The following is a 14,813-nucleotide window of genomic DNA, read 5'->3' on the forward strand; positions in this document are numbered from 1 at the left end:
CCGCGCCCCTGCCGGGGCGCGAGCCGTGACGTGCCGCCTACTCCTCCACCAGCAGCTTCTCGCGGAGCTGGGCCAGCGTCCGGGCCAGCAGCCGGGAGACGTGCATCTGCGAGATGCCGACCTCCTGGGCGATCTGAGACTGGGTCATGTTCGCGAAGAAGCGCAGCAGGAGAATGCGCTTCTCACGCGGGGGCAGATCCTCCAGGAGCGGCTTGAGGGACTCCCGGTACTCGACGCCCTCCAGGGCCTCGTCCTCGGAGCCGAGCGTGTCCGCGACGGCCGGGGACTCGTCGTCCGTGTCGGGGACGTCCAGGGACAGCGTGGAGTACGCGTTGGCCGACTCCAGGCCCTCCAGGACCTCCTCCTCCGAGATGCCCAGCTTCTCGGCCAGCTCGTGCACGGTGGGGGAGCGGCCGTGCTGCTGCGAGAGTTCCGCGGTCGCCGTGGTCAGCGCCAGCCGCAGTTCCTGCAGCCGGCGCGGAACCCGTACCGCCCAGCCCTTGTCCCGGAAGTGCCGCTTGATCTCGCCGACGACCGTGGGAGTCGCGTACGTCGAGAACTCGACACCGCGCTCCGGGTCGAACCGGTCGACCGACTTGATCAGGCCGATGGTCGCGACCTGGGTGAGGTCGTCCAGCGGCTCACCGCGGTTGCGGAAGCGGCGCGCGAGGTGCTCCACGAGCGGCAGATGCATCCGGACCAGCTGATTGCGCAGTTCCGCGTACTCCGCGCCCGTGCTGTCCAGTTCGCGCAGCTCGATGAACTTGGCCCGCGCACCGGCACGGTTGTGGGGGTCGTGGTGTGATCCCGACGCGCCGTTGTCGGCGTTTCGCTCGTGTTCGTGCTGCTCGCTCATGATCCCGCCCGTCACCCGCCGCCGCCCTTCCAAGGACGTCCCCCCAGACTCCGTCCGGGGGGACCCCCACTGCGCGGCAACGTCTGGATCCTGTCGCCCGTCACTGCCGGAAAGCGCCTCGCGCTCGTCCTGGTCGATCGGCTCTCCCCGAGCCGTCCCGGCCACCGGGGAACTGCCGTCCTCCGGGTGCGGCCGGGCCTGCTGCTCGGGGATGCCGTCGACGCCTTCCGCCAGACGCCGGGGCCCGCCCGGGCCTCCTTCGCCCGTGGCGGAAAGTTCCCGTGTGCCGCGCTCTTCGTCCCGCACCGGCCCGTCCCCGTTCCTCACGCCGGCCCGGGTCCCGCGCCGCGCTGTTTGTAGAGGCTGATCGAAACGGTTTTGTCATCGGCCACCGAGGAGGAGACCTTGCCTGCGAGGGCCGACAGCACGGTCCAGGCAAAGGTGTCCCGCGCGGGGGCGTGGCCGTCGGTGGTCGGGGCCGAGACAGTCACCTCAAGCGAGTCGTCGATCAGGCGGAAGACACAGCTGAGCACGGAGCCCGGCACCGCCTGTTGCAGAAGGATCGCGCACGCCTCGTCCACGGCGATACGCAAATCCTCGATCTCGTCGAGGGTGAAGTCCAAGCGCGCCGCGAGGCCGGCCGTGGCCGTACGCAGCACCGACAGGTAGGCACCCGCAGCCGGCAGCCGGACTTCCACGAAGTCCTGGGTCGCGGGCTCGCCTGCGATCTGGGACACCCTCACCTCCAAGGTGGTACAAGCTCTTTCGGGGGCCGAGGGTCGCCCCCCGGGGTAACGCGCTACGTGTTTCAGCGGTGACGCTATCGCGCTCTCAGGTTTCCTGTCCCCGGGACCCCAACCCCTTGCTGTCACTCATAGTAAACCTATGTATACGCACAGTGGCTAGGGGTCTGCGGGCCCAATTGGGAAGAGGGCGCGCCGGATTGACGTACCCAGACGTCAGAGCATCGAACCGTCCGGAACCCACGTCACACCAGCACGTGGTCGACGAAGCACCAGCGCCAGTTCTCACCGGGTTCGAAGGTCCGCATGATCGGATGCCCCGTCTCCTTGAAATGCTCTGTGGCGTGCCGCAGCGGCGACGAGTCGCAGCAGCCCACGTGACCGCAGTCCAGGCACAGTCGTAGCTGCACCGGGTGCGAGCCCACCGCCAGGCATTCGAGGCAGGTGTCGCTCAGCGGTGCGGGTTCCGGCTGCGGCAGCGCGTCGGCGTGCGTGCACTGTTTCATGATTGCCAGATTACGTCGGGTGTGCGGGAATCCGCGCGCAAATGAAAGCGGGCCGATACCGATGCATGTGATGCCCCTGCTCCTGCTGATCGCGGGCAGCGCCGCGGTGGCGGGCGCCGCGCGCCGTACTCCGGTGCCCGCGCCCCTGCTCCTCGTGGCGGCGGGCCTGATCGTCTCGTACGTGCCCGGGGTGCCCGATTACACCCTCGACCCCCATGTGGTCCTGCCGCTGCTGCTGCCCCCGCTGCTCTACACGGCCGCCACGGACAGCTCGTACCTCGATCTGCGGGCGCAGATCCGCCCGGTCGCCCTGCTGTCGGTCGGGTACGTGCTGTTCGCGACGTTCGCCGTCGGCTGGGCCGCGTACGTGATCGTGCCGGACCTGTCGCTCACCGCGGCACTGGTGCTCGGCGCGGTCGTGGCGCCGCCGGACGCGGTCGCGGCCACCGCGGTGGCGCGCCGGGTCGGCCTGCCGTCGCGGGTCACCACGATCCTGCAGGGCGAGTCACTGGTGAACGACGCGACCGCGATCACCGCCTACAAGGTGGCGCTGGCCGCCGCCGTCGGCGAGGGCGCGACCTGGGCGGGCGGCATCGGCGAGTTCCTGCTCGCGGCGCTCGGCGGCATCGGCGTCGGACTCGTCCTGATGATGCCGATCCACTGGATGCGCACGCACCTGAAGGAGGCCCTGCTGCAGAACTCCCTGTCGCTGCTGACGCCGTTCTTCGCCTACGCGGTCGCCGAGCAGGTGCACGCCTCCGGAGTGCTCGCCGTGGTCGTCGTCGCGCTCTACCTGGGCCACCGCAACTGGGAGGTCGACTTCGCGACCAGGCTCCAGGAGGAGGCCGTCTGGAAGATGGTCGCGTTCATCCTGGAGTCGGCGGTCTTCGCCCTCATCGGCCTGCAGCTCCCGGTGATCCTCAAGGGCCTCGGCGAGTACGAGGGAGCGAGCGCGGCCTGGTACGCGGTGGCCCTCTTCGTGATCGTCGTCGCCACCCGCTTCGCCTGGGTGTACCCCGCGACCTACCTGCCGCGCCTGCTGTCCGCGCGAATCAGGAAACGCGAGGAGAACCCCACCTGGAAGGGGTCCTTCGTCATCAGCTGGGCCGGCATGAGAGGCGTGGTCTCGCTCGCCATCGCCTTCTCGATCCCGCTCACCGCGGACGGCGGCGAGGACTTCCCCGGCCGCAACATGATCCTCTTCCTGACCTTCACGACGGTGATCGGGACGCTCGTCGTGCAGGGGCTGTCGCTGCCGCCGCTCATCCGCCTGCTGAAACTCCCCGGGCGGGACCAGCAGGCCGAGACCCTCGCCGAGGCGAACGCCCAGGCGCAGGCCTCCCGGGCCGCCGAGCGGCGCCTGGAGGAACTCCTCTCCGACGAGCGCAACACCCTTCCGCCACCCCTGGCGGACCGGCTGCGCACGGTCCTGGAGCGCCGCCGCAACGCCGTCTGGGAACGCCTCGGCCAGGTCAACAGCGTCACCGGCGAGACCGCGGACGACACCTACCGGCGGCTGTCCCGGGAGATGATCGGCGCCGAGCGCGCGGTCTTCGTGAAGCTGCGGGACGGCCGTTTCATCGACGACGAGATGCTGCGCACCCTGCTGCGCCGCCTGGACCTGGAGGAGGCCGCCGCGTTCCGCGAGGGCACCTAGGAGGCGTTGTCCGGCCTGCCCGTGATCACGGCCGCGACCGTCGTCCCGCGCGGGAACGCGCCCTCCGCCGCGAGGGTCACGAGTCCGTACAGCGACTTGGCGACATAGAGACGTTCGACGGGCAGGCCGTGGCGCTGCTCGAAGTCGTCCGCGAACGCGTCGAGTCCGGGAGTCGTACGGGCGTAGCCGCCGAAGTGGAAGCGGTCGTCGAGGGACCAGTCGCCGCGCGGCCCGCCGAACGCCTCCTCCTGGAGGGCACGTATGTCGGCGCCGAGGAAACCGCCCTTCAGGACCGGAATGCCCAGCGCGCGCCTGCCGGGAGGCAGGCCCCCGGCCAGCCCCGCCAGGGTGCCGCCCGTGCCGCAGGCCAGCGCGACGACGTCTGCGTGCTCGCCCAGCTCCTCGCCCAGCGCCGTGCAGCCGCGCACGGCGAGGGCGTTGCTGCCGCCCTCCGGGACCACGTACGCGTCCTCGCAGGCGGTCGAGCGCAGGAGCGCGGCCAGGGTCGCCGGCTCGCCCTTGCGTCGGTACGTCGATCTGTCGATGAAGTGGAGGCGCATGCCGTCGGCCGCGCACCGGGCGAGGGACGGGTTCAGCGGACGGTCGGCGAGCTCCTGGCCGCGGACCACACCGACGGTGGGCAGGCCCAGGAGGCGCCCGGCCGCCGCGGTGGCCCGCAGATGGTTCGAGTACGCGCCGCCGAAGGTGAGCACCGTGCGGCCGGCCGCCGCCCGCAGGTTCGGGGCCAGCTTGCGCCATTTGTTGCCGATCAGCTCCGGGTGGATCAGATCGTCCCGCTTGAGCAGCAGCCGCACCCCGTGGCGCGCGAAGCGCTCGTCCACGGCCTCCATGAGCGGCGACGGCAGCCGTGGCCGCAGGACGCCGAGATCGAGGTCGGGATCGACTGCTTCAGGGGTGTCGGGGCCGGTCACACCCCCATTGTCGGACACGCGTCCGAGCGACACGCGGGCTGCGCCGACACCGCACCGGTCAGGTCCGGCCCCGCGAGGGGAGCCAGGCCGTCACTGCAGGAGGGCGCGGACGCGGGCGCGCATGGCGGCCATCGTGAAGCCGCGAGGGTCGATCTTGCCCGGCTGCCATTCCAGGTGACCGATCACCGAGCGCTCCGTCCAGCCGTGGTGGCGGCAGACCGCCGCCGCGGCCCGCGCGATGGCGTCCAGCTGGGCCGCGGGCCAGGGATCCTCGCCGTCGCCCAGGTTCTCGCACTCGAAGCCGTAGAAGTGGCGGTTGCCGTCGGTGTTCGCCTCGTTGTCCGGCGGCAGGGCCGTCTCCGCGATGACCGCCCGCAGGACGTCGTCGTCACCGAGGCCCGCGTGATTGGAACGGCCGTAACCGACGAGGTGGACGCGGCCGTCCTTGGTGATGACGCCGTGACACAACGGGCCCGGCAACCCGCTGTAACCGTCACGACAGATCTCGACCGTGCGCTGACTGCCGGACGTCACCGTGTGGTGGATCATCACGCCGTGGACCGGGCCCCACGGCCCCTTGTGGTTGCGGTTGTGATGCTCCCAGTCGCCGACCTCGACGACAGTGATCTCCTCGGCCTTGAGCCGGCTCAGAAAGCTGCCCGCGGACATGGGTGAGGCCACGGCCGCCTCCTCACAGGGCGCGACGGCCACCCGCCGTGGCCGCCTCGTACCGCTGCTTGTACCCGCAACTCCCCTGGAGGGACCACCTATTCGCGCGGCGAGGTACTGGGGGCGGGCTGCCGGGCCCGGACGTCGGGTGCTAGGCGCGCAGGAAGCCGTCCCCGTGCGTCGCGATGTGGCTCTCCACCGCCTGCAGCGCCTGCTGCGTGGCCTGCGGGGAGCCGCTGCCGCGCCGCTCCGCGAGGTAGGCCGCGCCGAGGGTCTTCAGCAGATCACCGCCGGTCCGCTGCGCCTGGACCTCGTCGATCTTCTGCTTGCCCTGTGTGAGGCCGCGCTGTGCTTGTTCTTTCGCGCGGTCCAGGAAGCCTGCCATGGCCGTCTCCTCCGTCGTCGTGCGTCGTGCCTGTTCAACGGGCCGTCCGATCTTGGAGTTCCCGGTCGGAACGGCCCGGGACCCGCCGGTCCGGGCTGCCCGGCCCGAACAGGGCGCCCGCAGTATGCCCCGCTTCGCGAAGATCCATTCCCGCTCTTTCGTGTAATAGCACCAGCACGGTCCGTGATGGAAGTGTGGGCGCCGCAGCTCATTGCACGATGGGGAGGACATTTTCATGTCGGTAGGCGAAGAGATCCGCGCGGACCAGGATCAGCCGCAGAAGAGTCTCGGCACATCCGCGGCGCGGAACCTGGCCACGACCACCAAGTCCGCACCGCAGATGCAGGAGATCAGCTCACGCTGGCTGCTGCGCATGCTGCCGTGGGTGAACGTGCAGGGTGGCACGTACAGGGTGAACCGCAGGCTCAGCTACTCCGTGGGAGACGGCCGCGTCACCTTCGTCAAGACGGGTGACCGCGTGCAGGTCATCCCGGCGGAGCTCGGCGAACTGCCGGCGCTGCGCACCTACGAGGACCAGGAGGTGCTCGCCGAGCTGGCCGCGCGCTGCGAACAGCGGGAGTTCGAGCCGGGCGGCGTGCTCGCCTCCTTCGGCAGCCCGGCCGACGAGGTGTTCCTGCTGGCGCACGGCAGGGTCGAGAAGATCGGCACGGGTCCGTACGGGGACGACGCGGAGCTGGGCACGCTCGCGGACGGCGCCTACTTCGGCGACCAGGCGATCCTCGACCCGGACGCCATCTGGGAGTACACGGCCCGCGCGACCACCGCGTGCACGGTCCTCGCACTGTCCCGCACGCACTTCGACACGATCGCGGAGCGCTCCGAGTCCCTGCGCGAGCACCTCGCGCAACTGCGGGCGATCCCGCACCAGCGCGCCAACACGTACGGCGAGAAGGAGATCGACCTCGCGGCCGGCCACACGGGGGAGCCCGCCATCCCCGGGACGTTCGTCGACTACGACGCGGCGCCACGGGAGTACGAACTCAGCGTCGCCCAGACCGTGCTGCGCATCCACACCCGCGTGGCCGACCTCTACAACCAGCCGATGAACCAGACCGAGCAGCAGTTGCGGCTCACCGTGGAGGCGCTGAAGGAGCGCCAGGAGCACGAGCTCATCAACAACCGCGAGTTCGGGCTGCTCAACAACTGCGAGTACGACCAGCGGCTCCAGCCGCACGACGGCGTACCGAGCCCGGACGACCTGGACGAACTGCTCACCAGGCGGCGCGGCACCAAGATGCTGCTCGCCCACCCCCGGGCGATCGCCGCGTTCGGCCGCGAGCTCAACAAGCGGGGCCTCGTCCCGGAGACCCTGGAGGTGGCGGGCAACCGTATCCCCACCTGGCGCGGGGTGCCGATCTACCCGTGCAACAAGATCCCGGTGACCGAGGCCAGGACGACGTCGATCATCGCCATGCGTACGGGCGAGGCGGAGCAGGGGGTCGTCGGACTCCAGCAGGCGGGCATCCCGGACGAGATCGAGCCGAGCCTGTCCGTGCGGTTCATGGGCATCAGCGAGCAGGCGATCATGTCGTACCTGGTGACGACGTACTACTCGGCCGCGGTCCTGGTGCCCGATGCGCTCGGCGTCCTGGAGAACGTCGAGATCGGCCGTTGGCGGTGACCTCCGGGACCTCCGGCGCACCGCATGCCGTGTCCCCGTCCGCCGGACGGGGTAGACCCCAGGGGTACGTCCGCGCGTCCCGGGAGGCGGACCCATGGGTGAGTTCATGACGGAGACGCGCACGGAGGCACGGACGTCCGCGGTCGCGGGAGCCGTCCCCGAGCAGGGGCCGGCGCCCGCCGGGCCGTACGGCCCGCCCGACGTACAGGAGGCGTCCGCCATTCTCGACAGGGCCCGGGTCTCGGTCGAACCGGAACTGCGCCGGGCCGTCGAGTCGCTGCCCGGCCCGTTGCGCCGGGTCGCTCTCTACCACTTCGGTTGGGAGCACGCGGACGGCACTCCGGCGGCGGGGAACGCGGGCAAGGCCATCCGGCCCGCGCTCGTACTGGCCGCGACCGGAGCGCTCGGCGGGCACCGGACGAATGCCGTCCGGGCCGCCGCCGCGGTGGAGTTGGTGCACAACTTCACGCTGCTGCACGACGACGTGATGGACCGGGACACCACCCGCAGGCACCGGCCCACCGCCTGGGCCGTGTTCGGTGACGCCGACGCGGTTCTCGCCGGGGACTCCTTGCAGGCACTGGCACACCGGCTGCTCGCCGAGGACCCGCATCCGGCGTCCGGGGCGGCGGCTTCGCGGCTCGCCGGCTGTGTCGTCGAGCTGTGCGCGGGACAGCAGGCCGACACCGCGATGGAGCGCCGTGGTCCCCACGACATCACGCTCGACGAGGTGCTGGCCATGGCCGAGGCAAAGACCGGTGCGCTCCTGGGGTGCGCGTGCGCGCTGGGGGCGCTGTACGCGGGCGCGGACGACGCGGATGTCGCGGCGCTGGACGCGTTCGGCCGGGAGGCCGGGCTCGCCTTCCAGCTCATCGACGACGTGATCGGAATCTGGGGGGATCCGGGGCGCACCGGCAAACCGGCCGGGGCGGACCTCATGGCCCGCAAGAAGTCCCTGCCGGTGGTCGCGGCGCTGGCCTCCGGCACACCGGCCGCGGCCGAACTCGCCGAGCTGTACCGGGCTCCCTACCGGGACGGCGATCTGGAGCGCACGGTCCTCGCCGTCGAGCGGGCGGGCGGTCGCGACTGGGCCCAGATCCAGGCGGCCGACCGGATGGCGCGGGCCCTGGGCCATCTCTCCCGTGCGGTCCCGGACCCGCAGGCGGCGGAAGGCCTGCTGTCGCTGGCGGAGTTCGTGACCCGGCGGACCTCATGAGGAGGGCCGTCTGAGACGCCGGACTTCTCTGTCGCGTGCGGCACCTGACGGCGCGGCGGGGCGGAGTGGTTCCGGTTTGGGTGGGCCCCGCGCATCCCCACGGTGCGCGGGACCCGCCACCCCTCGCCCGGGTGATCGCCTACGCTGCAACGGCCGTATGAGCAGGGGCCGTTGAGGCAAAGGGGCGGGGCATGGTCGTGGCGATCCGAAGAGCGGGCGAGGCCGACCGGGAGGACGTGACGCGGCTCCTGGACGAGGCCTTCCAGGACGACCCGGTGAGCGGTTGGGTCTTTCCCGACGCGGACCACCGGCGGCGCAGGCATCCGCTGCTGATGGGGGCCTTCCTCGACATCGTGCTCGACGCGGGATACGCGGACGTCACGGAGGACGGCTCGGCCTGCGCGCTGTGGCTGTCGATACCGGCGGGGCCGCAGGAGGAGGACGAGGAGGGGCCGGCTCGGTTGCGGGAGACCGTCGATCCCGGCAACGAGCGGGTCGAGCTGATCGCCCGGTTGACCGCCGAGGTGCATCCGGTGGGCGCTGCCCACGAGCATCTGTGGATGATCGGCGTCCGGCCGGGGCGGCAGGGCGAGGGGCTGGGGACCGCCCTCATCCAGCATGTGCTCGAACGGTGTGACGGGGAGGGGCTGGCCGCGTCTCTGGAGGCGAGCGGGGAGCGGAGCCGGGGGCTGTACGAGCGGCTGGGGTTCGCCTTCACGGGGCGGGCGGTCGCGTTGCCCGCGGGGCCGGAGATGTGGCCGATGTGGCGCGAACCGGTGCGCTTGCCGCTGGGGGGGTTTTGCGGGCACGGCCTAGGCCCTGTCGTCAAATTCCCGCCTGCGGGGCGACGCCTGGCACGCTCCCCCAGCCTCCGGCCGGGGGGACCCCCACTCGCCGCACCGGGCGAAAGCCCAAGTACGTCCAGTACGAGGGCTTCCGCCCGGCACTCCCCCAGCCTTCGGCCGGGGGGACCCCCAGAGCACGCACCAGACGCCGCCCGGCCCGCCCTCCGGGCGGACGCCGGGAATGTGACGACAGGACCTAGGGCGGTTCCTCGGGTGCGGCGCCGTGGGGGCGGGTCGCGCAGTTCCCCGCGCCCCTGAGAGGGCGCCTGCCTCGGCGCCGTTGCGAAGGCGCCCTCCCCGCGCCTCTAAGAGTGGGGGACGATCGTGTTGACGATGCGTTCCACCAGGCCGTCCGGGACGCTCACGCCCGGTAGGACGCCGTCCAGCACCCCCGGCAGGGTCAGGTGTTCGAGGATCAGGCCGAGCATGGCGACGTACAGGATCGTCACGGTCTCGTCGCCGCCCGGGAGGCCCGCGGTGCGGTGGAACTCCATGCCGTACTCAAGGTCGCCGCGGATGGTCTTCGTGTACGAGGCCCGTAGTTCGGGGCGGCGCGTGGCCTCCAGGCGCATCTCCAGGAGACCCAGGTAGCCCGTGCGGTCGCGTTGGGCGCGGGCCATGAGGTCGTGCATGAAGGCCGTGATCAGCGCGCGGTCCCGCGGGGCCTTCAGAAGCCCGGCCATGACCTCCGGGTCCGGGGCCAGCCGCTCGTGCAGCCGGGCGTCGATCTGCCGGAGCAGGTCGTCGCGGCCGGTGAAGTAGTTGGAGGCGGTCCCCACCGGCACCCCGGCCTCGGCGTCCACCGCGCGGAAGGTCAGCCCACGGGCCCCCTCGCGTGCCAGGACCTCCACCCCGGCGTCGACCAGCGCGGCTCGGCGCTGCGGGTTGCGCACCATCCGGAATCCCCTCTCCCTCTTGGATCCCGTACGGGAAGCCGTCGGTAATCTCCTTGCAACCACTACAAGTGAAGCACTATGAATGGAGTGGTTCAGTCAGCCTACGGAAAGAGACCGGCTTGCGAAAGCTCACGTATTTCATCGCCTGCTCCATCGACGGCTTCATCGGCGATCCGGGCGGCGACGGCTCGATGATGATCCCGTTCGTGGACGAGGAGTTCTTCGAGTTCCTCAAGACCGAGTATCCGGAGACGCTGCCCACCCACGGCCGCCGCGCGCTCGGCATCGACGACCTGGCGAACCAGAAGTACGACACGGTCGTACAGGGCCGCGCCAGCTACGACCTGGCGCTGCAGATCGACGTCACCAGCCCCTATGCCCACCTGCGCGAGTACGTCGCCTCGCGCACGCTCAAGGAGTCGCCCGACCCGAACGTCGAGATCGTCGCCGGCGATCTGGTCGGCAAGGTCCGTGAACTCAAGGCGGAGGACGGGGACTTCGGCATCTATCTGTGCGGTGGTGCGCAGATCGCGGGCGAGCTGCTCGACGAGATCGACGAGCTGGTCGTCAAGACGTACCCCATCGTGCTGGGCACCGGCATGCCGATGTTCGGTTCCGGGTTCGCGATCAGCGAGTTCACGCTCGGCGAGGTGCGTACGTTCAAGAACGGGGCGGTCGTGCGGACGTACAGCAGGAAGCGCTGATTCCGGGCTTGTCGTCCGGCTGTCGGCCCGACTCCTCCCGCAATATTCTGGAGACATGGCCAGCGATGAGTCCCTCTGTCCGGTCTGCGAGCAGTCCGTCGACACGGTCGTGCGTCGGCACAAGACCCTGGGCGTCTTCGTGCCCGTGTGGGGTCCAGGCCCCTGCCGCAACCCCCGCTGCGCGAGCTACGAGGCGGGGGAGGAGCCCGTGCTCATGACCGAGCCGGGCCCGCCGCCCGAGGAGCCCCGCCCCGGCGCGGAGCGGGAATCCTGACCGGCGGCAACCGGCGCCGTCCGTCCGTGGCCGGTCCCGTCACTTGCGCTGGGTGAAGCGCAGCAGATTGCCCGCGGGGTCGCGGACCGCGCAGTCCCGGACTCCGTACGGCTGGTCCATCGGTTCCTGGATGATGTCGGCCTCCGCGGCGCGCAGCCGTTCGTACGTCGCGTCGCAGTTCTCCGTGGTGAAGATGACACCGCGGAGCAGCCCCTTGGCCAGCAGTTCGGCCACCGCCTGCCGGTCCGCCGCCGGTGCGTTCGGATCGGCCAGGGGCGGTTCCAGGACGATCTCCACGTCAGGTTGGAGCGGGGGGCCGACGGTCACCCAGCGCATGCCCTCGAACCCGACGTCGTTACGGACCTCCAGGCCCAGCACGTCACGGTAGAAGGCGAGCGCCCGGTCATGGTCGTCGACGGAGATGAAACACTGCGCGATTTTGAGATCCATGGCCTCACGCTAGAGGCTTGGCCGCCGCCCGGCGCACCGGTCGTGTGTACATCTTCGCCACGCAGGCCGGGATCGCGGCGCCCGGCTCGTGCGACCGTGCCCGGTACGCGCTCGGTGTCTCTCCGACCAGCTCCGTGAAGCGGGAACTGAACGAACCGAGCGACGTGCATCCCACCGCGAAGCAGACCTCCGTGACGCTCAGGTCGCCGCGTCTCAGCAGCGCCTTCGCGCGCTCGATGCGCCGCGTCATGAGGTAGCCGTACGGCGTCTCGCCGAAGGCCGCGCGGAAGCTGCGCTGGAAGTGGCCCGGGGACATCAGCGCGGTGCGCGCGAGCATGGGCACGTCCAGCGGCTCCGCGTACTCACGGTCCATGCGGTCGCGTGCCTTGCGCAGCCGGACCAAGTCCTCCGTGGTCATGCCCTCAGCCTCCCACGGCCCACTGACAGCGCCCCTGGTTCAGTCGGCGGGGGATCACTGGGCGGGAGGTCAGTCGGCGGGTTCGGAGAGTGAGAGTTCGCCGGTGCCGTCCAGGACCTCGCGGGCCACTTCCGAGATCCGGCGCCGGTGCGAGCGGGCGTGGTCGCGCAGCAGCGCGAAGGCCACGTCCACGGTGATGCGGCGCTGCTGGGCGAGGGCGCCCTTGGCCTGCTCGACGAGGATGCGGGACTCCAGCGCGGTCTCCACCTGCTCGGTGAGCCGCATCTGCCGGCGCAGTTCCCGCTGCTGGAGTATCGGGATGGCGGCGAAGTCGGCGAGGGCGCGGCCCAGCCTGAGCTGCCCGGGATCCGGTGTGCCGGGTCCGTCCAGGAAGAAACTGAGGGCGCCGACCACCTCGTCGCGTACGCGCAACGGTGTCGCGGCGACCGAGTGGAATCCCAGACGGCGGGCCCTGTGGGTGAAGCGGGGCCAGGCCGCACGTGCGTCGGGGTGGTCCAGGGCGATTCCCTCGACGGGGTTTCCGGTGCGCAGACAGTCCTGGCACGGGCCCTCGCCCCAGTCGACGCCGGTCCGTTCCAGACTGCGGATACGGGAGTCGGATCCGGTGACCTCCGCCCGGCCGTTCCGGGGCGCGGCCAGGGTGACCCCCGCGGCTGCGATGTCCAGGAGATCGACGCAGCGCTCGGACAGGGTGCGCAGGAAGTGAATGTCGTCGAAGTCGCCCGACAGGGTCGTGGCGAGTTCCACGAAAGCGGCGGCCAACCGCTCCTCGCGCGGCTGCTCGGGCATCCGGCTTCCTCCCCTATCCCTGACGTGCCTCTTTCTGAAGGTGCGTCCCTCCGGGCTGAAGGTGCGTCCCTCCGGGCCACGCTGACGCGCGGTGACGTGGACCGGTTCGTTCGGCCGGCCCTGTTCGGCTCCGGCACCCGGTCGGCGGGCGGCTTCAAGCCTACGACTGCGAGGGCCCGGGTTCGATGGCAATCACGCGATGAATCGGGCCCGTTCGGTGGCTCCTGCCGCACGCCGATCGACCGGAGCGGGACCGCCGCTTCGGCGACCGCGACCGGTCCGACGGTCGTCAGGGAGCCTGGTTCCGGCGCGGAAACGGCGAGGTGTCGGACGGGTCGGCGACGATCAGGGCGGCCAGGTCGAGGAGCTTCATGCGCTTCGCGCGGGCATGGCCGCGCAGGTGATCGAACGCTTCCTGGAGGTCGCAGTCGAGGCGTTCGGCGAGGATGCCCTTGGCCTGCTCGATGACGACGCGGCTGTTCAGGGCGTGCTGCAGCTGATCGCCCCGGACGAGCGCGTCGCGCAGCACATCGCGATGGGCCAGACCGAGGGCCGTGGCGTCGGCGAGGAGCCGGGCCCACCGGAGGCCCGACAGCCCGAGCCTGCCGTGCTGGTGGTAGAGATCGAGCGTGCCCAGCGCCCGGTCCTGATGGGCCAGGGGCAGGGCCGTGACGGCGGTGAAACCCTCGGACAGGGCGCGGCTGGTGAAGCGCGGCCAGCGGGTCCGGCTGTGCGGGTGGGACATCGGAACGTCGGCCAGGGGCCCCTTGCCGCGTGCGATGTCCAGGCAGGGGCCCATCTCCGACTCTGCCTGGAGGCACTCCAGCCGACGCGTGCGTTCGTCCGTCGCGGCCATGTGCAAGGGAGTGCCCTCCGGGCCGATCAGACTGCAGGCGGCTGCCTCCACACCGGGCAGGAGGGCCGCGACCTGCGCAAGCCGTCGCAGGAGATGTTCCTCGCTCTCGCCCCGGGCCGGAGCGTCCACCAGGGTGAGCAGATTCGCGGCCAGTTCCTGCGATCGGGTGGTGTCGAGAGGTTCGATGCTCATCTCTTGGTTCCTGACGGCTGGGTGGGGCTGCCGAGCCGGAACGGACGCTCCTCCGGGTGTCCGGGCGTGGGCGCCGGACCGGGAGGGGTGTTGTTCGTTCCACACGACAGCCAAGCACATGGCGCCATTGGGCGACTACGGTGAGTCCGTGACGGTGGTGTCTTCCGGCCCGCGCCCCTTCGGGAGCCCAAGGCTTTACGCGCCGTTGACCCTCTCGCGCCGCGGAAGCGCAAGGACGTGTACGTAAAGGGTGGCCGAGTCGGCCCGCCGGTAGCAGGACCTCGCTGTGCGGGGCCGGTTGTACGGGTGTTCCGGGACGGACGTCCGGGCGGCGTGTGAACGGGGCCCGTCCGCGGGCGAAGTGATGGCCCGTCATGGGGAGCTGTGCGTGACCGGCCGTGCCGCGGCCGTTCCTTCCTGGGCCGGTCGGCGCGGGTTCACGACTTCTTCGTCTTTTCGTCGCCGTCCCGCGGAGTGCGCCGACCCCCGTCCCTCTGATCGGGGGTGCTGCGGTCCCCGTTCCGCGGCGTGCGGTGACTCCTGGACGCGCCGGCGCGCAGCCCACGGGACAGCTCCGCCACGAACGCCTCCCACAGCCGGTCCGTGGGCGGGAATCCCGGTTCGTCAGTCGCCAAGGGGTGCCTCCCGCCCGGCCGTCGTCCGCCCCTGCCCGACCCGGTCGACCCGGGTCGACTCCAGTCCGATCCGTCCGGCCCGGACGCCGGTGGCCGTCCGGCGGCGGTGGTCGCCGTACCGGCCGCC

General features: G+C 71.1%; 16 protein-coding genes and 1 pseudogene. 6 read left to right on the forward strand and 11 right to left on the reverse strand.

All coding sequences use genetic code 11. The features are described from left to right. Positions 1 to 37: 37 nt before the first annotated feature. The 3 genes from ACZ60E_RS22200 to ACZ60E_RS22210 form a co-directional block, all read right to left on the reverse strand. Entirely contained in the window at positions 38 to 1,183 is a 1,146-nt protein-coding gene (locus ACZ60E_RS22200) for an RNA polymerase sigma factor SigF (RefSeq protein ID WP_384803415.1), read from the reverse strand. After that, entirely contained in the window at positions 1,180 to 1,593 is a 414-nt protein-coding gene (locus ACZ60E_RS22205; RefSeq protein WP_055512819.1) for an ATP-binding protein, read from the reverse strand. Before ACZ60E_RS22205 ends, ACZ60E_RS22200 begins: the two co-directional genes overlap by 4 nt. 251 nt (positions 1,594 to 1,844) lie before the next feature. Further along, complete coding sequence (locus tag ACZ60E_RS22210; RefSeq protein WP_384803412.1) at positions 1,845 to 2,105, reverse strand: UBP-type zinc finger domain-containing protein; 261 nt, start codon at positions 2,103 to 2,105, stop codon at positions 1,845 to 1,847. A 61-nt stretch (positions 2,106 to 2,166) separates the two neighbouring features. Here ACZ60E_RS22210 and ACZ60E_RS22215 point away from each other — a divergent pair, with 61 nt between their 5' ends. Continuing rightward, positions 2,167 to 3,762 carry a Na+/H+ antiporter gene (locus ACZ60E_RS22215; protein ID WP_384803409.1) on the forward strand — a complete coding sequence of 532 codons (1,596 nt, stop codon included), beginning with the start codon at positions 2,167 to 2,169 and terminating at the stop codon, positions 3,760 to 3,762. Here the strand turns inward: ACZ60E_RS22215 and ACZ60E_RS22220 are convergent. From ACZ60E_RS22220 to ACZ60E_RS22230, 3 genes are all read right to left on the reverse strand, one after another. After that, complete coding sequence (locus ACZ60E_RS22220) at positions 3,759 to 4,613, reverse strand: 1-aminocyclopropane-1-carboxylate deaminase/D-cysteine desulfhydrase (RefSeq protein WP_469442738.1); 855 nt, start codon at positions 4,611 to 4,613, stop codon at positions 3,759 to 3,761. The genes ACZ60E_RS22215 and ACZ60E_RS22220 overlap by 4 nt on opposite strands. A gap of 171 nt (positions 4,614 to 4,784) precedes the next feature. Beyond that, positions 4,785 to 5,375 (reverse strand): N-acetylmuramoyl-L-alanine amidase, encoded by a 591-nt coding sequence (locus tag ACZ60E_RS22225; protein WP_469442549.1) that lies wholly within the window; start codon positions 5,373 to 5,375, stop codon positions 4,785 to 4,787. A 139-nt stretch (positions 5,376 to 5,514) separates the two neighbouring features. Further along, positions 5,515 to 5,748: a hypothetical protein gene (locus ACZ60E_RS22230; RefSeq protein WP_149511585.1), complete on the reverse strand. Its 234-nt coding sequence runs from the start codon at positions 5,746 to 5,748 to the stop codon at positions 5,515 to 5,517. Positions 5,749 to 5,983: 235 nt separating this feature from the next. Here ACZ60E_RS22230 and ACZ60E_RS22235 point away from each other — a divergent pair, with 235 nt between their 5' ends. From ACZ60E_RS22235 to ACZ60E_RS22245, 3 genes and pseudogenes are all read left to right on the forward strand, one after another. Beyond that, positions 5,984 to 7,390: a family 2B encapsulin nanocompartment shell protein gene (locus tag ACZ60E_RS22235; RefSeq protein ID WP_385832385.1), complete on the forward strand. Its 1,407-nt coding sequence runs from the start codon at positions 5,984 to 5,986 to the stop codon at positions 7,388 to 7,390. Positions 7,391 to 7,484: 94 nt separating this feature from the next. Next, positions 7,485 to 8,606, forward strand: coding sequence for a family 2 encapsulin nanocompartment cargo protein polyprenyl transferase (locus ACZ60E_RS22240; RefSeq protein ID WP_469442551.1), 1,122 nt, complete (start codon positions 7,485 to 7,487; stop codon positions 8,604 to 8,606). 191 nt (positions 8,607 to 8,797) lie between these two features. After that, positions 8,798 to 9,382 (forward strand): annotated as a pseudogene (locus tag ACZ60E_RS22245) (GNAT family N-acetyltransferase); the annotation flags it as partial. A gap of 374 nt (positions 9,383 to 9,756) precedes the next feature. Here ACZ60E_RS22245 and ACZ60E_RS22250 read toward each other — a convergent pair. Continuing rightward, positions 9,757 to 10,347: a TetR/AcrR family transcriptional regulator gene (locus ACZ60E_RS22250; protein ID WP_469442553.1), complete on the reverse strand. Its 591-nt coding sequence runs from the start codon at positions 10,345 to 10,347 to the stop codon at positions 9,757 to 9,759. Positions 10,348 to 10,466: 119 nt separating this feature from the next. On the opposite strand from ACZ60E_RS22250, the gene ACZ60E_RS22255 reads away from it, so the two are divergent. Together ACZ60E_RS22255 and ACZ60E_RS22260 are read left to right on the forward strand one after the other, a co-directional pair. Beyond that, complete coding sequence (locus ACZ60E_RS22255) at positions 10,467 to 11,051, forward strand: dihydrofolate reductase family protein (RefSeq protein WP_384803390.1); 585 nt, start codon at positions 10,467 to 10,469, stop codon at positions 11,049 to 11,051. A gap of 55 nt (positions 11,052 to 11,106) precedes the next feature. Beyond that, complete coding sequence (locus ACZ60E_RS22260) at positions 11,107 to 11,325, forward strand: hypothetical protein (RefSeq protein ID WP_469442556.1); 219 nt, start codon at positions 11,107 to 11,109, stop codon at positions 11,323 to 11,325. 39 nt (positions 11,326 to 11,364) lie between these two features. Here the strand turns inward: ACZ60E_RS22260 and ACZ60E_RS22265 are convergent, their stop codons facing one another. From ACZ60E_RS22265 to ACZ60E_RS22280, 4 genes are all read right to left on the reverse strand, one after another. Further along, a complete protein-coding gene (locus ACZ60E_RS22265; protein ID WP_384803385.1) occupies positions 11,365 to 11,775 on the reverse strand; it encodes a VOC family protein in 411 nt (136 codons plus the stop codon). 4 nt (positions 11,776 to 11,779) lie between these two features. Next, positions 11,780 to 12,193 carry a helix-turn-helix transcriptional regulator gene (locus ACZ60E_RS22270; protein ID WP_210889873.1) on the reverse strand — a complete coding sequence of 138 codons (414 nt, stop codon included), beginning with the start codon at positions 12,191 to 12,193 and terminating at the stop codon, positions 11,780 to 11,782. A gap of 69 nt (positions 12,194 to 12,262) precedes the next feature. After that, on the reverse strand, positions 12,263 to 13,003 hold the full coding sequence (locus ACZ60E_RS22275) for an ANTAR domain-containing protein (protein WP_469442558.1): 741 nt from the start codon (positions 13,001 to 13,003) through the stop codon (positions 12,263 to 12,265). A 289-nt stretch (positions 13,004 to 13,292) separates the two neighbouring features. Next, positions 13,293 to 14,051 carry a GAF and ANTAR domain-containing protein gene (locus ACZ60E_RS22280; RefSeq protein WP_469442560.1) on the reverse strand — a complete coding sequence of 253 codons (759 nt, stop codon included), beginning with the start codon at positions 14,049 to 14,051 and terminating at the stop codon, positions 13,293 to 13,295. Positions 14,052 to 14,813: the final 762 nt, after the last annotated feature.

The organism is Streptomyces sp. NPDC102514, from assembly GCF_055584525.1.

What these genes read in the sequence shown, in the direction of transcription:
- ACZ60E_RS22210 (WP_384803412.1), bottom strand. Translation starts at nt 2,105, where the DNA reads ATGAAACAGTGCACGCACGCCGACGCGCTGCCGCAGCCGGAACCCGCA.
- ACZ60E_RS22215 (WP_384803409.1), top strand. Translation starts at nt 2,167, where the DNA reads ATGCATGTGATGCCCCTGCTCCTGCTGATCGCGGGCAGCGCCGCGGTG.
- ACZ60E_RS22220 (WP_469442738.1), bottom strand. Translation starts at nt 4,613, where the DNA reads ATGGAGGCCGTGGACGAGCGCTTCGCGCGCCACGGGGTGCGGCTGCTG.
- ACZ60E_RS22230 (WP_149511585.1), bottom strand. Translation starts at nt 5,748, where the DNA reads ATGGCAGGCTTCCTGGACCGCGCGAAAGAACAAGCACAGCGCGGCCTC.
- ACZ60E_RS22235 (WP_385832385.1), top strand. Translation starts at nt 5,984, where the DNA reads ATGTCGGTAGGCGAAGAGATCCGCGCGGACCAGGATCAGCCGCAGAAG.
- ACZ60E_RS22240 (WP_469442551.1), top strand. Translation starts at nt 7,485, where the DNA reads ATGGGTGAGTTCATGACGGAGACGCGCACGGAGGCACGGACGTCCGCG.
- ACZ60E_RS22250 (WP_469442553.1), bottom strand. Translation starts at nt 10,347, where the DNA reads ATGGTGCGCAACCCGCAGCGCCGAGCCGCGCTGGTCGACGCCGGGGTG.
- ACZ60E_RS22260 (WP_469442556.1), top strand. Translation starts at nt 11,107, where the DNA reads ATGGCCAGCGATGAGTCCCTCTGTCCGGTCTGCGAGCAGTCCGTCGAC.
- ACZ60E_RS22265 (WP_384803385.1), bottom strand. Translation starts at nt 11,775, where the DNA reads ATGGATCTCAAAATCGCGCAGTGTTTCATCTCCGTCGACGACCATGAC.
- ACZ60E_RS22270 (WP_210889873.1), bottom strand. Translation starts at nt 12,193, where the DNA reads ATGACCACGGAGGACTTGGTCCGGCTGCGCAAGGCACGCGACCGCATG.
- ACZ60E_RS22275 (WP_469442558.1), bottom strand. Translation starts at nt 13,003, where the DNA reads ATGCCCGAGCAGCCGCGCGAGGAGCGGTTGGCCGCCGCTTTCGTGGAA.
- ACZ60E_RS22280 (WP_469442560.1), bottom strand. Translation starts at nt 14,051, where the DNA reads ATGAGCATCGAACCTCTCGACACCACCCGATCGCAGGAACTGGCCGCG.